Below are 13,590 nucleotides of genomic sequence, written 5' to 3' on the forward strand. Positions count from 1 at the left end.
CGGGGCAGATCCAGAACGTATGCCAACCCAATGCCATTCTAACTTTTAAAGAGTACCTCCTCGATTATGCTACTCCAGAGACACGTAAGGTAGGCGAGGAAACTATAAGTAGGCATCTGGAGGAGATACCTAATGAAGCTGTTCGTAGTGAAACGCAGAGCAGGCTCAAGCGCCTGGAGGAGGGCGAGCGAGACCTCTATTTTTAAGGGTTTAAATTCCCGGGCGGGAAAAACCTGAGGTTGGGCAAGGGGGAAGAACGAGCAGATGGAACGCAGGATCGGCGTTATAGGTATAGTTATAGAAGACAGAGAGAAGGCGGCCTCCCGGGTCAATACCATCTTAAGCGAATATGGTGACTATATCGTCGGCCGTATGGGCATCCCTTATCGTGAGAGGGGAGTCGCAGTTATCGCCCTGATCGTAGATGGAAGCACGGATGTTGTGGGGGCTCTTACGGGTAAGTTAGGAAGTTTACCGGGGGTTAAGGTCCGGGCGGCTCTAACTGGGAAGTAAGGGAAAAGCGAGGATATTCGTTTTTCTAAGGAACAGGAGGTGAAGTCTTGCGTAAAGAATTCGCCGATGCCCTATCGAGAATAGCCCGCGGGGAGGAACCCGACAAAGCTTCCCTTGTAATCCTTCTTTCCGCTCAGCCTGGTGAAGAAGAGGAAGCCCTATACCGGGAAGCTGATACTTTACGAGCTCAATATGTAGGTGACGAAGTACACCTGCGGGGGGTTATAGAATTCTCTAACCACTGCCGCCGGCTTTGCCATTATTGCGGGTTGCGCGCAGAGAACAAAAACTTAAGGCGCTATCGCATGAAAAAAGAAGAGATCGTTGAGAGTGCCCGCCGGGCTTTGGAGCTGGGCTATGGCACGGTCGTGCTTCAGTCCGGAGAGGATACTTGGTATTCGGCGGAGATGCTAGCTGAAATAATAGCGGTCATTAAAGGTATGGGCCTTGCGGTTACCTTATGCGTAGGAGAGAGAGCACGAGAGGAATATGCCCTCTGGCGGGAAGCTGGAGCCGACCGGTATCTCCTTAAGCATGAAACGGCGAACCCCCGGCTTTATCAGAAGCTTCATCCGGGTATGAGCTGGGAAGAACGGATAACTTGCCTGCAGTGGTTGCGGGAGCTAGGGTACCAGGTAGGCTCGGGCAATATTGTAGGCCTTCCAGGCCAAACCTTAGAAGATCTAGCCGAAGATCTCCTGCTTTTACGTAGCCTTGAGGTAGAGATGGCGGGCATAGGTCCCTTCATTCCTCATCCCAACACTCCCTTAGGAACCTATCCGGCGGGAAGCTTGGACTTAACTTACCGGGTATTGGCCGTGGCCCGGCTGGTTTTACCCTGGGCTCACCTGCCGGCTACAACAGCCGTGGGCACTTTGTCTCCTAATGGCCGGCAGCTAGCCCTGCAGCGAGGAGCGAACGTAGTGATGCCCAACCTTACTCCCAGGCAATATCGTGCGGATTATCAGATTTATCCTGGCAAGATTTGTATTAATGAAGGGCCGGAAGACTGCCGCTATTGCCTGGAAGGGATGATACGGTCTTTGGGCCGGCGAGTTGGCAGGGGCCCTGGTCACAGTTTAAGGTATTTGAGCCGGATAACAAAAAATTGAATATCAAAAAACCGAATAAAGTTGTCCGGAAAGTTGAATTACTAGTGGGATTTTTCTATTAAGAAGAAGGAGATTCCGAAAAGATGGCGAATATAGTGCAATGTGAATGAGTTCACAGTCACCTAAACACAACGGTCCCGGGGGACCTGCGAGGTGTAAACATTTCTGGAGTTTACTTTTAAGGTTCAGGGCCGTAATTTTCACGCTGCCGGTGATGGTGCAAGTAGGCTGAAACACATCCTGCAGCAGGTGGGTTTCCCGCCTGAGCTTGTGAGGAGAGTAACTATTGCAGCCTTCGAAGCGGAAATGAATATTATTATACACGCCTATAGAGGTGAACTGAAGGTCGATATTTTGCCTGAAAAAATCGTAGTGATAGCCGAGGACGAAGGCCCGGGTATTCCAGATATTGAACTGGCCATGCAGGAAGGGTATTCTACAGCACCGCCCGAGGTAAGGGAGATGGGTTTCGGTGCGGGGATGGGCCTTCCCAATATAAAGAGGTGCTCTGACAGGTTAGAAATCAAATCTGAAGTAGGTAGGGGGACGTTTTTACAGGCGGAGTTTTATCCTCGGGTTATGGAAGGGAAGATTATGGGGTAGGGGAAGGTAAGGTGCCTTAAAATTGAAGTATTTTCATTCTGTGCATTTAGAGCGGGATAAATGCAAGGGTTGTACTAATTGCATAAAGCGTTGCCCTACTGAGGCTATCCGGGTGAGGGAAGGTAAGGCCCGCATAATAGAAGAGAGATGTATAGATTGCGGTGAATGTATAAGGGTCTGTCCCAATCATGCTAAGGTGGCGGTGGGGGATAAGTTAGAGAGATTACAGGATTTCGAGTACACCATCGCCCTTCCGGCTCCTTCCTTTTACTCCCAGTTTGACCCGGCTAACGGCATACCGCGGCTACTAGGAGCTTTGCTCAAGTTAGGTTTTAACGCTGTATTTGAAGTGGCATTGGCTGCAGAGGCGGTATCATGGGCTACGAGGCGCTTTCTAGAAGAGTATGATGGTCCGCGGCCCCTTATTTCTGCGGCCTGCCCGGCGGTAGTGAGTTTAATCGAGGTACGCTTTCCTTCTTTGATAAACCAGGTTATTCCCGTGGAACCGCCGGTTAATGTGGCTGCTAGAATAGCGCGGGAACAAGCTGTAAGGTCTACGGGGCTGCCTCCTTCCAAGATCGGCATCTTCTTTTTGTCGCCTTGCCCGGCCAAGATTACGGCCGTCCGCCAGGCTAAAGCCAGGGAAGAAAGTTTGGCTGATGGCAGTATCCCTATCATGGATATATACGGTGAATGTCTGGATGCTCTTAAAAGTGCTGACCAGGTCCTTCCTCTGGCGGGGAGCCAAGGTGTGGGGTGGGGGCGCACAGGCGGGGAGAACGAAGCACTGGGCTACGGGCGGCTGTTAGAAGTGGATGGTATTCACCATGTCATTAAAGTGCTAGAGGCCGTAGAGAAGGGAGAGCTGAAGCAGTTCGATTATATAGAAGCCCAAGCGTGCCCCGGAGGATGTGTAGGCGGGCCGTTGATGGTAAGGAATCCCTTTGAAGCGCGGAAGATACTAGATTTTCTGCGCCGGAGTTTAACAAGCCGCGACATAGAAAGTGAAGAAATAAGAAATTTGGCGGAAAGAGGTAGGTGGCGGAGCAGGTGGCGGCCTGAACCCCGTCCGGCCTTGCGCCTGGACGAAGATATAGCTTGTGCTCTTGTGAAAATGCAGCAATTGGAGGAGACGGCCAGGCTCCTTCCGGGGCTTGATTGTGGCGCCTGTGGATCTCCTAACTGCCGGGCGCTGGCAGAGGATATAGTGAGGGGGCAGGCTTCAGATACCGACTGCATCTTTCTGTTGAGGGAACGTGTCCGCGTGCTGGCGGAAGAAGTGGTGGAACTGGCCAGGAAACTGCCACCTCCTTTGGCCGAACCTGAAAGGAGCAGCAAGTAAATGACCGTAGGCGAGATAGCCTCTAATCTGGGTTTAAAGGTGATAGCCGGGCATAAAGGCTTAGGGCGGGAAGTTACCACCGGGTACGCTGCTGACCTTTTAAGCGATGTCATCGCCCATGCACCCCAGGGCTGTCTGTGGTTTACTCTGCAGACGCACGAGAACGTGGTAGCCGTAGCCTTGCTTATCGATGCTGCAGGAATAGTTATTACGGGAGGGCGCAAGCCGGAAGAAGCTACGTGCAAGCGAGCAGAAAAGGAGGGCATCCCACTTCTTAGTAGCCCGGAGAACACCTTTGTTCTCGGGGGCAAGCTCTATGCGCTTCTTATGGGTCAGAGATGAGGGGGTTTATAGGAGACCTGCATATCCATACCGCTCTGTCGCCTTGTGCCGGGGAGCAAATGACGCCTCCTGCTATTGTGGCCCAAGCCCTTAAAGCCGGACTAGATTTTATCGCCGTTACCGATCACAACAGCGCCGGCAATGTAGAGGCAGTTATGGAGGCTGCACGGGGTACCATCTTAAAAGTATGGCCCGGCTTAGAGGTCCAAACCAAAGAAGAAGTACATTTGGTTTGCCTTTTTGACAGCGTAGAAACGGCTTTGGCCTGGCAGGATGTGGTTTACAGGCACCTGCCGCCGGGTGAAAACATAGAGAACATTTGGGGAACCCAGCTGTTGCTGGACGCCCGGGGAAAAGAAAGGGGTAGGGAAAAACGGCTTCTTCTGCAGAGCACCAGCCTTAGTATAGAAGAAGTGTTTCGGGGGGTGAGCCTTCTTGAGGGGATAGTAATACCTGCCCACGTGGATAGGCAAGCGTATAGTTTACTTAATGTGCTAGGTTTTATCCCCCCGGGTTTGCCTATAACAGCACTAGAGGTGAGCCGGGCGGAGAACCTGGAAAGGATAAGAAGCCGCACATCGTTGCCCCAAGGCTTTTCCTTGATAGCCTCTTCCGATGCTCATTATTTGGAGGATATAGGGCAGCTTGCTACCTGTTTCTGTATGCACGAGTTGACCTTCTCAGAGCTGCGTTTAGCCCTGGCCGGTGAAGGAGGACGAAAGGTGGTGATGGTTCAAGGGGCCGGTGGATATTTCAGAGTAGTAGAGTAACCCGTTCAATATTTGGTCCAAAGTCCGAGGAGGTGCAAGAAACCGACATGGAAGCTTGCAAATGCGAAGAAAAATGGGAACAGCTTAATGAAATTATCAAGGCTCACCGCGGCCAGCCTTCTAGCCTTATTGAGGTATTGCATAAGGCTCAGGAGCTTATCGGTTATCTCCCTAAACAGGTGCTTATAGCCATAGCTGAAGGGTTGGGCGTATCCTTAAGCGAGGTTTATAGTGTAGTATCCTTTTATGCCTACTTTACTACTAAACCCAAAGGCAAATATCAGATCTCCTTGTGCAAGGGTACGGCTTGTTATGTTAAGGGTGCTCCGGAGATCCTGGAACGCTTGGAAAAAGAGCTGGGTATTAAAGCTGGCGATAGCACCGATGATGGTAGGTTTTCCTTGGAAGTCGTTCGCTGTTTGGGAGCCTGCGGTCTGGCTCCGGTGATGATGGTGAACAAGAGGGCTTACGGTCTTTTGAGGCCGGATAAAGCCGTGGCCGTGCTCCAGACCTATCAATGATGGAAGAACTAGCCCTGCATATCTTAGATATAATGGAAAATTCCCTGGCCGCCGGTGCGAGTTTATTAGAATTGACGATTTTAGAAGATCCGGTGGCCAACCGGATGATTATTGAGTTAACAGACAACGGTAGGGGGATGAGTGAAAAGGAAAGGCAGGCAGCACTGGATCCGTTTTTTACAAGCCGTACTACCAGGCGGGTAGGATTAGGGTTATCCCTTCTTAGAGCAACAGCCGAGCAGTGTGGAGGAAGCTTAACTTTAGTTTCTCAACCAGGTAAGGGGACCCGGGTAGTGGTCACTCTGGAGTTAAATCATATAGACCGCCCACCCCTGGGCGATATGGGGGCCACCATAGCTTCAATCTTAAGCAGGGAGGATCCGCCCGAGGTTTACTATTACCACCAGAGAGGCAAAGAAGCCTTTGAGTTTTCTACCTCCTGGCTAAAGGAACAGTTAGGGGATATACCTGTTAATCTAGCACCGGTCCTAAAGTGGGTTCAGAGTCACATAGATGAAGGGTTAAAGGCTTTATATGGGGGTGAATAGGGTTTATGAAGTCCGTGGAAGACCTGCTTAAACTAAAGAAAGAGATTCAAGAATCCATTGCCCTACGTGAAGGAGGAGACAAGATCAAAGTTGTTGTAGGTATGGGTACCTGCGGTATAGCGGCCGGAGCCCGGGAAGTTATGTCTGCCCTGCTGGATGAGCTGGCTAAACGCCGGCTGACGAATGTAGTGGTTACTCAGACAGGCTGTATAGGATTGTGCGCACAAGAACCGCTGGTAGATGTGTTTGTACCGGGCAAGCCGCGGGTCACCTATGGCAAGGTGGATGCACAAAAGGCCCGCCAGATTGTAGCCCAGCATATAGTTAATGGGATCGTAATAAACGAATGGGTAGTAAATAAGTAGCCGTTGGCCATAGGGAGGGGGATGAAGATGGAATTCTATCGCGCCCATGTTCTTATATGTGCTGGTACGGGATGCACGGCTTCCGAGAGCCAGGCGACCAGAGAAGCCCTGGTAAAGGAGTTAATGGCCCGGGGTTTGGATAAGGAGATAAAGGTAGTGGAGACGGGCTGCTTCGGTTTTTGCCGTTTTGGCCCCAATATGATGGTCTATCCCGAAGGGGTATTCTACTGTACCGTACGGCCCGAGGATGTGCCGGAACTTGTGGAAGAGCATTTTATAAAGGGCCGGATAGTGGAGCGCTTGCTTTACAAGCAGCCGGAAACCGAGGCTGCGGTCTCTTCCTTTGAAGAGATACCCTTCTTCAAACACCAGCTCCGTATTGCTTTACGCAACTGCGGGGTGATTAACCCGGAATCCATCGAAGAATACATCGCCCGCGATGGATATTTGGCTCTGGCTAAAGTATTGACCGAGATGAAACCGGAAGAGGTTATAGACATAATTAAAAAATCCGGCCTTAGGGGGCGAGGCGGCGGAGGGTTCCCAACGGGGCTAAAATGGGAATTCGCCTACCGTTCTCCGGGACCTGTAAAGTACGTCGTATGTAACGCAGACGAAGGAGATCCGGGGGCTTTCATGGACCGGAGCATCTTGGAAGGCGATCCCCATGCTGTACTGGAAGGGATGGCCATTGCCGGATATGCCATTGGCGCAAACCAAGGATATATTTACGTGCGGGCAGAATATCCCATCGCGGTGCACCGCCTTAAAATCGCCATCAGCCAAGCGCGAGAAAAGGGTCTCTTAGGCAAAAACCTGTTTAATTCGGGCTTTGATTTTGATATAGACATCAGGCTTGGAGCAGGCGCCTTCGTATGTGGAGAAGAGACAGCGCTTTTGGCCTCCATTGAGGGGCGCAGGGGTGAACCGCGACCGAGGCCTCCTTTCCCCGCCGTGTCGGGCTTGTGGGGCAAGCCCACAGTTATCAATAATGTAGAGACCCTGGCTAATGTACCTACTATCATTCGCAACGGCTGGGAATGGTTTGCCTCTATCGGTACGGAAAAGAGCAAGGGCACCAAGGTTTTCGCCCTGGCTGGCAAGATAAACAATAACGGGCTGGTTGAGGTGCCCATGGGCACCACCTTGGGCGAGGTAATCTACGATATCGGTGGCGGTATACCCGGCGGTAAAAAGTTTAAGGCCGCCCAGACGGGAGGCCCTTCAGGCGGGTGCATCCCCGCTGAGCACCTTAATGTGCCCATCGATTACGAATCCCTTACTGCCTTGGGAACTATCATGGGTTCCGGCGGCCTCATCATAATGGATGAGGATACTTGCATGGTGGACTTGGCCAAATTCTTCCTGGAGTTTGTTAAGGATGAATCCTGCGGTAAGTGCACCCCTTGCCGTATCGGCACTACCCGGATGTTGGAGATACTGGACCGTATAACCAAGGGGCAGGGCCGGGAAGGAGATATTGAACTTCTTATTGAACTGGGGCAGCAGATTAAGGATACCGCCCTCTGCGGCCTGGGCCAGACGGCTCCGAATCCAGTGCTCAGCACCATAAGGTATTTCCGGGACGAGTATGAAGCCCATATCAGGGATAAACGCTGCCCGGCCTCTGTGTGCGCGGCACTTTTCCATTCACCTTGCCAGAATACCTGCCCGGCCAATGTAGATGTGCCCATTTATATCGACCTTATCCGCCAGGGCCGTTTTGCTGAAGCCTACGAGGTGATCCGGCGGGAGAACCCCTTCCCTGTAGTGTGTGGCCGTGTCTGCCATCATCCCTGTGAAGGCAAATGCAACCGGGCCAAGATGGATCAAGCCGTGGCTATAAGGGAGCTTAAGAGGTTTGCCGCGGACTACGCCTTGTCTTTAAATGGACAGCGGCCAAGACCCGTAGTTTCTCCTGCTAATGGGAAGAAGGTGGCCGTTGTCGGTGCGGGCCCGGCGGGGCTCACGGCAGCTTATTACCTGGCCTTAAAGGGTTACGCAGTTACTGTTTTTGAGGCTCTACCGGTGGCCGGAGGTATGATGGCCGTAGGTATTCCCGAATACCGGCTGCCCAAGAAGACCTTGGCCCAGGAGATTGAGACCATTACGGAGCTGGGTGTAGAAATCCGGACCAATAAGGCTTTGGGCCGCGACTTTACCCTGGAGGACCTGAAGAAAGAGGGTTACCAGGCCGTCTTCCTTGCCGTCGGTGCCCATAAGGATCTTAAGCTCGGCATCCCGGGAGAGGAGCTTTCGGGAGTTTATTCCGGGGTAACCTTCCTGCGGGAGCTTAACTTAGGGCGTCCCGTGGATGTAAAGGATAAGGTGGTAGCGGTTATCGGTGGCGGAAATGTGGCTATGGATGCGGCCCGCTCGGCTAAACGCCTGGGGGCTAGAGAAGTACACGTTATCTACCGGCGCACTAAAGAAGACATGCCCGCCATACGGGAAGAGATCCGTGAAGCAGAAAGGGAAGGGATTAAGATTACCTGCCTGGCGGCACCGGTAGCCATTCTGGGTGAAGCCGGGCGCGTGAAGGCTTTAAGGTGTGCCAAGATGCGTCCCGGGGATTTTGATAAGAGTGGCCGGCGCCGGCCTGTGCCTGTTGAAGGCGGGGAGTTTACTTTAGACGTGGATGTGGTTGTTGCGGCTATTGGCCAGACCGTGGAGAAGGAGGCCTTGCCCGGGGACCTCGAACTCAGCCCTGCGGGGACCATTGTAGCCGACGAAAAAACTTTGGCTACTAACCTACCCGGCGTCTTTGCGGGGGGAGATTGCGTGAGCGGCCCAGACACAGTAATCACGGCTATTGCTGCGGGCAAAAAAGCTGCAGCAGCCATCGATAAATACCTGGGCGGTGACGGTATAGTAATGCCGCAGGTCCAGGTGGAACGTAAGCGTACGGCACCGGTCATCGAGGAGAAAACCGAGCGAGTAAAGGTTCCCACCCTGCCAGTGGAAGAGCGGCTTAAAGGTTTTGCCGAGGTTGAACTGGGTTATAGTCCAGAACAGGCCATGGCTGAGGCGGCTCGGTGCTTGCGCTGCGACGTACGGGAATAGCTTGTAAGCCAAAGGACGGGAGGCGAATAAGGATGAGCATGGTTTCAGTGACTATTGATAATGTAAAGGTAGAGGTCGAAGCCGGCACTACTATTTTAAAAGCCGCAGAGAAGGCCGGTATCCACATCCCTACCTTATGCTATCTGGAAGGTATTAACGAGATAGGTGCCTGCCGTGTATGTGTGGTAGAAGTAGAAGGGGCACGTAATTTGGCGGCTGCTTGTGTAACGCCAGTTTCCGACGGCATGGTAGTCCGCACCAATACCCCGCGGGTGCGGGCTGCCCGCCGCCTAAACGTGGAGCTTTTGCTTTCCAATCATAAGATGGAGTGCCCGACTTGCATCCGCAACCTGAATTGTGAGCTGCAAACGCTGGCGCAAACTTTAGGGATACGGGAGGTCCGCTTTGAGGGCAAAAGAACAACGTACCAGGCTGATACGTCTACTCCAGCCCTTGTGCGCGATCCCGAAAAATGTATCCTCTGCCGCCGCTGTGTCGCAGTATGCGAAAAGGTGCAGACTGTTAAGGCCATCGCACCCCAAGAGAGGGGTTTCGAAACAGTCATCGCCCCGGCTTTTCACGAAAAACTTATTAACGTGGCCTGCGTAGAGTGCGGCCAGTGCATCCTGGTATGTCCGGTGGGAGCTTTGTATGAAAAGGATTATACCGAAGAAGTTTGGGAAGCACTGGCCGACCCGGAGAAATTCGTGGTAGTTCAGACGGCTCCTGCTACCAGGGTGTCCATCGGGCAAGAGTTCGGCTATCCGCCCGGTGCCATCACCACGGGTAAAATGGTGGCGGCCTTAAGGCGTTTAGGGTTCGATCGTGTTTTCGATACCGACTTTTCAGCGGACCTTACCATTATGGAAGAAGGTAGCGAATTTATAGAGCGGTTTAAAAAAGGAGAGAGACTGCCCCTTCTCACCTCTTGTAGTCCGGGCTGGATCAAGTTTATCGAGCACTTTTACCCCGAGCTTTTGCCGCATTTATCCACCTGTAAATCCCCACAGCAAATGTTCGGCGCGGTAGCGAAAACCTATTATGCCCAAAAGGTAGGTATAGATCCGTCCCGGATGGTAGTGGTGTCTATAATGCCCTGCACGGCCAAAAAATTCGAAGCGCAGCGGCCTGAAATGAAGGACAGCGGATACCAAGATGTGGATTACGTTCTTACCACCCGGGAGCTTGCCCGGATGATCAAAGAGGCGGGTATCGATTTTCAGAGCCTGCCGGAAGAAGACTATGATGACCCATTGGGCGAGTCCACCGGTGCGGCTGTGCTTTTTGGAACCACCGGTGGTGTGATGGAAGCTGCCCTGCGTACGGCTTACGAGCTGATGACGGGGAAAGAGCTGCCGAGGTTGGAGTTCCATGAGGTGCGGGGTCTAAAGGGTATTAAGGAAGCCACCATTGATATTGAAGGTACCCCGGTACGGGTGGCGGTAGCCCATGGCCTGGGCCACGCCCGGGAACTCTTAGAACGGGTCAAAGCAGGGGAAAAATACCACTTTATCGAGATCATGTGCTGCCCCGGTGGGTGTATTGGCGGCGGAGGGCAGCCTATTCCTACGAACGAGGAAATTAGGGCTCAGCGCATGGCAGGTATTTACAGCGCTGATGAGCGTATGGTAATACGTAAATCCCACGAGAATCCTTCTATTAAAGCCCTGTACCGGGAGTTTTTGGGTCATCCTTTAAGCGAGAGATCCCACCAACTGTTGCATACCCATTATACGCCGCGGGGTAAGTATTAAACCCTTTGGGTTGGACAGTTTCAAGGGGAAGCGCTTTTTTAACGAAGCTTCCCCTTTTTTGTTTTTATGGTTCAAATTTTTGACTTCCCGGGAGCCGAACTTATGTTATAATACTTGAGGGAACAAAAAGGGGGGATATTTTACTGGTGAGTGGCATAGTGAGAACAATCACAGGAAAATGCCGCATGTGCTATGCGTGTGTCCGTAACTGCCCGGTAAAGGCTATTAGGGTGGTGGACGGGCAAGCCCAGGTTGTGCCCGAGCGCTGCATCGCTTGCGGATATTGCGTACGTGTCTGCTCACAGCAGGCTAAGATGATAGAAAGTGAAATAGAGATAGTTAAAGAGTTTTTAGAACACGAAAAGACGGTAGCTTGCCTTGCGCCCTCCTTTGTGGCCGAGTTTCACCCTGCCTGGCCCGGGCAGGTGGCCTGCGCTTTGCGTAAATTAGGTTTTTATGAGGTGCATGAGGTGGCCTTCGGCGCCTATCTTGTAACCCAAGAATACCTCAGATTCTTAAAGGAGGTCGGCGAAAGCCAGGGGTTCATCAGCACCCCCTGTCCTGCCGTAGTTAATCTAGTCCAAAAATATTTCCCCCGCCTTATTCCCCGGCTTGTTCCCATTGTTTCTCCTGCCGTGGCCTTGGGGCGCTATCTAAAAAAGAAGCTGGGCCCCGGAATTAAAGTGGTATTTATAGGGCCCTGTGTGGCCAAGAAGGACGAAGCCAGGGCTGAAGAAGTAGCGGGAGCCATAGATGCCGTTTTGACCTACCCGGAACTAAAACAGATGCTTCAAGAGAAAGGAATAGAGGTAACCTCTGTAGAAGACGAAGGATTTGATAATCCTAAGCCCGAACTGGGACGCCTGTATCCTATTGGCGGGGGACTTTTGCGCAGTGCGGGTATGATGGCGGATATACTAGAAAGCAGGTTGCTGGTCATTGAGGGCCGAGATGACTGCTTGGAATTCCTTAAAGCGGCTAATGAAGGTAAAATGGTACCACAGCTCGTAGATATGCTGTTCTGCAAAGGCTGTATTGAAGGCCCCATGATGCAAAATGAGTATTCTTCCTTCCGGCGAAGGCGTATAGTAGCCGAGTTTACCCGGGAGGGTCTGGCTTTAGGTGAACAGGGTAAAACCGGTGGCCGCGAGGATCTGGCTGTTTACCTCAACGGGGTTAACTTGCGACGTGAATTCCGGGATGAGAGGGTACATCTGCCGCAGCCCAGCGAAGCTGAAATTCGGGCTATCATGGCCGAGCTGGGTAAAATGGGGCCGGAAGATGAACTAAATTGCGGTGCCTGCGGGTATTCTTCCTGCCGGGAGAAGGCTATAGCTGTATATCAAGGGCTGGCTGAGAATGAGATGTGCCTGCCTTATTTAATCCTACAGTTACAGAAGAGCAATCTCCGGCTCAAGCAAGAGCTTAACACGGTACGCAAGCAGTTCGGCGATATTGTAGGCAAGAGCTTAGCCATGCAAGAAGTGTACAGGTTAATCGAGAAGGTGGCTCCGACCGATGCTACAGTCCTTATACGTGGCGAAAGCGGTACCGGAAAGGAGCTAGTAGCACGGGCCATCCATTACCGGAGCTTGCGTAGCGATGGCCCCTTTATAAGTATTAACTGTGCGGCCCTCCCCGAGACGCTGTTGGAAAGCGAACTTTTCGGGCACGCTAAGGGGGCCTTTACCGGTGCCGTTACCAGCAAGCGCGGCCTCTTTGAGGAAGCGCACCAGGGCACTTTGTTCCTAGATGAAATAGGAGATATAAGCTTGGGGTTGCAGAGTAAACTTTTAAGAGTCTTGCAGGAAGGAGAGTTTATACGGGTAGGAGAGACCAGGCCGCGAAAGGTTGACGTGCGGGTAATTGCAGCCACTAACCGGGATCTGGAGAAGGCCATCAAAGAGGGGTCCTTCCGGCCGGAGCTTTTCTATCGGCTGAATGTAGTCACTATTTGGTTACCTCCGTTGCGGGAGAGGCGGGATGACATTCCCTTGCTGGCCAGGCATTTCCTCCAGAGGGCTTGCCAGCGGCTCGGCAAGGAGATTAAAGGATTTACGGCCGAGGCTATGGACGCTTTAGTTCGGGCCGACTGGCCGGGGAATGTGAGGGAGCTGGAGAACGTCGTGGAACGGGCCGCCATCCTTTGTGAGGGGGATAAGATAGAGCTGGGAGACCTCCCCCGGGAAATCCGCAACCGCGCTGCCAATGCTACGGGCTGGGCCTACACCAAGGGTATGACCTTTAGAGAGGCCGTACAGGCCTACGAGGTCCAATTGCTTCTTAAGGCTTTAGAAGAGAGTAAATGGGTTCAGGCGCGTGCGGCTGAAATTTTGGGACTAAAGCGGAGCACTTTGAATGAGATGCTCAAGCGGTACCGGATCTCTCCCAAAATGGTCAAGATGTATTCGGAAAACCGGATGTAATACAAAAAACCGAATCCCATTGTCACGTCCTACGTGGGAACAACAAACGCCACCTTGGCTTGGTGGGGCGGTTTCAAAATATTGAACACCCCGTTTAGTGGGCCGGCTAGTTTAAGTGCAGCCGGCCCACTTTGTTTGGGGTATCACAGACTTGGCGTCCGCTTTGGCATGATTCTTGCTAATAAAAAGGGTTGTAGAAACGTAAAGTACGAAGATGGCTAGAGAAAAGGT

12 protein-coding genes and 1 pseudogene are annotated in these 13,590 nt (G+C 52.3%); all 13 read left to right on the forward strand.

Features of this window, described 5'->3' with window-relative positions; translation table 11 throughout:
- A pseudogene (locus L5656_RS02910) lies at positions 1-206 on the forward strand ([FeFe] hydrogenase H-cluster radical SAM maturase HydG); the annotation flags it as partial.
- A gap of 58 nt (positions 207-264) precedes the next feature.
- Positions 265-513, forward strand: a complete 249-nt coding sequence (locus L5656_RS02915; RefSeq protein WP_297198777.1) for a TM1266 family iron-only hydrogenase system putative regulator — start codon at positions 265-267, stop codon at positions 511-513.
- Positions 514-560: 47 nt separating this feature from the next.
- Positions 561-1,625 (forward strand): [FeFe] hydrogenase H-cluster radical SAM maturase HydE, encoded by a 1,065-nt coding sequence (gene hydE, locus L5656_RS02920; protein WP_297198780.1) that lies wholly within the window; start codon positions 561-563, stop codon positions 1,623-1,625.
- Positions 1,626-1,862: 237 nt separating this feature from the next.
- Positions 1,863-2,228 (forward strand): ATP-binding protein, encoded by a 366-nt coding sequence (locus tag L5656_RS02925; RefSeq protein ID WP_366017805.1) that lies wholly within the window; start codon positions 1,863-1,865, stop codon positions 2,226-2,228.
- 22 nt (positions 2,229-2,250) lie between these two features.
- Positions 2,251-3,570: a [Fe-Fe] hydrogenase large subunit C-terminal domain-containing protein gene (locus L5656_RS02930; RefSeq protein WP_297198783.1), complete on the forward strand. Its 1,320-nt coding sequence runs from the start codon at positions 2,251-2,253 to the stop codon at positions 3,568-3,570.
- Entirely contained in the window at positions 3,571-3,912 is a 342-nt protein-coding gene (locus L5656_RS02935) for a DRTGG domain-containing protein (RefSeq protein ID WP_297198785.1), read from the forward strand. It abuts the gene before it with no gap.
- A complete protein-coding gene (locus tag L5656_RS02940; protein WP_297198788.1) occupies positions 3,909-4,682 on the forward strand; it encodes a PHP domain-containing protein in 774 nt (257 codons plus the stop codon). The genes L5656_RS02935 and L5656_RS02940 overlap by 4 nt, the downstream gene beginning before the upstream one ends.
- Before the next feature lie 47 nt (positions 4,683-4,729).
- The gene (gene nuoE, locus L5656_RS02945) at positions 4,730-5,203 is read left to right on the forward strand and encodes an NADH-quinone oxidoreductase subunit NuoE (RefSeq protein ID WP_297198791.1); all 474 of its coding nucleotides are present in this window, start codon (positions 4,730-4,732) and stop codon (positions 5,201-5,203) included.
- Complete coding sequence (locus tag L5656_RS02950) at positions 5,200-5,751, forward strand: ATP-binding protein (RefSeq protein ID WP_297198794.1); 552 nt, start codon at positions 5,200-5,202, stop codon at positions 5,749-5,751. Before nuoE ends, L5656_RS02950 begins: the two co-directional genes overlap by 4 nt.
- A 5-nt stretch (positions 5,752-5,756) precedes the next feature.
- Positions 5,757-6,116 carry a (2Fe-2S) ferredoxin domain-containing protein gene (locus L5656_RS02955; protein ID WP_297198797.1) on the forward strand — a complete coding sequence of 120 codons (360 nt, stop codon included), beginning with the start codon at positions 5,757-5,759 and terminating at the stop codon, positions 6,114-6,116.
- A gap of 27 nt (positions 6,117-6,143) precedes the next feature.
- Positions 6,144-9,179, forward strand: coding sequence for an NADH-quinone oxidoreductase subunit NuoF (gene nuoF, locus L5656_RS02960; protein ID WP_297198800.1), 3,036 nt, complete (start codon positions 6,144-6,146; stop codon positions 9,177-9,179).
- A 32-nt stretch (positions 9,180-9,211) separates the two neighbouring features.
- Positions 9,212-10,933: an NADH-dependent [FeFe] hydrogenase, group A6 gene (locus L5656_RS02965; protein WP_297198803.1), complete on the forward strand. Its 1,722-nt coding sequence runs from the start codon at positions 9,212-9,214 to the stop codon at positions 10,931-10,933.
- 146 nt (positions 10,934-11,079) lie between these two features.
- Positions 11,080-13,359, forward strand: coding sequence for a sigma 54-interacting transcriptional regulator (locus L5656_RS02970; RefSeq protein ID WP_297198805.1), 2,280 nt, complete (start codon positions 11,080-11,082; stop codon positions 13,357-13,359).
- Positions 13,360-13,590 lie beyond the last annotated feature (231 nt).

Origin of the sequence: Thermanaeromonas sp., assembly GCF_021890735.1 — a bacterium.
Classification (GTDB): domain Bacteria; phylum Bacillota; class DSM-521; order Neomoorellales; family Neomoorellaceae; genus Thermanaeromonas.

Excerpts from the sequence above, each read along its gene's own strand:
- L5656_RS02915 (WP_297198777.1), top strand. The coding sequence starts at position 265 with ATGGAACGCAGGATCGGCGTTATAGGTATAGTTATAGAAGACAGAGAG.
- L5656_RS02935 (WP_297198785.1), top strand. The coding sequence starts at position 3,571 with ATGACCGTAGGCGAGATAGCCTCTAATCTGGGTTTAAAGGTGATAGCC.
- L5656_RS02940 (WP_297198788.1), top strand. The coding sequence starts at position 3,909 with ATGAGGGGGTTTATAGGAGACCTGCATATCCATACCGCTCTGTCGCCT.
- nuoE (WP_297198791.1), top strand. The coding sequence starts at position 4,730 with ATGGAAGCTTGCAAATGCGAAGAAAAATGGGAACAGCTTAATGAAATT.
- L5656_RS02950 (WP_297198794.1), top strand. The coding sequence starts at position 5,200 with ATGATGGAAGAACTAGCCCTGCATATCTTAGATATAATGGAAAATTCC.
- L5656_RS02955 (WP_297198797.1), top strand. The coding sequence starts at position 5,757 with ATGAAGTCCGTGGAAGACCTGCTTAAACTAAAGAAAGAGATTCAAGAA.
- nuoF (WP_297198800.1), top strand. The coding sequence starts at position 6,144 with ATGGAATTCTATCGCGCCCATGTTCTTATATGTGCTGGTACGGGATGC.
- L5656_RS02965 (WP_297198803.1), top strand. The coding sequence starts at position 9,212 with ATGAGCATGGTTTCAGTGACTATTGATAATGTAAAGGTAGAGGTCGAA.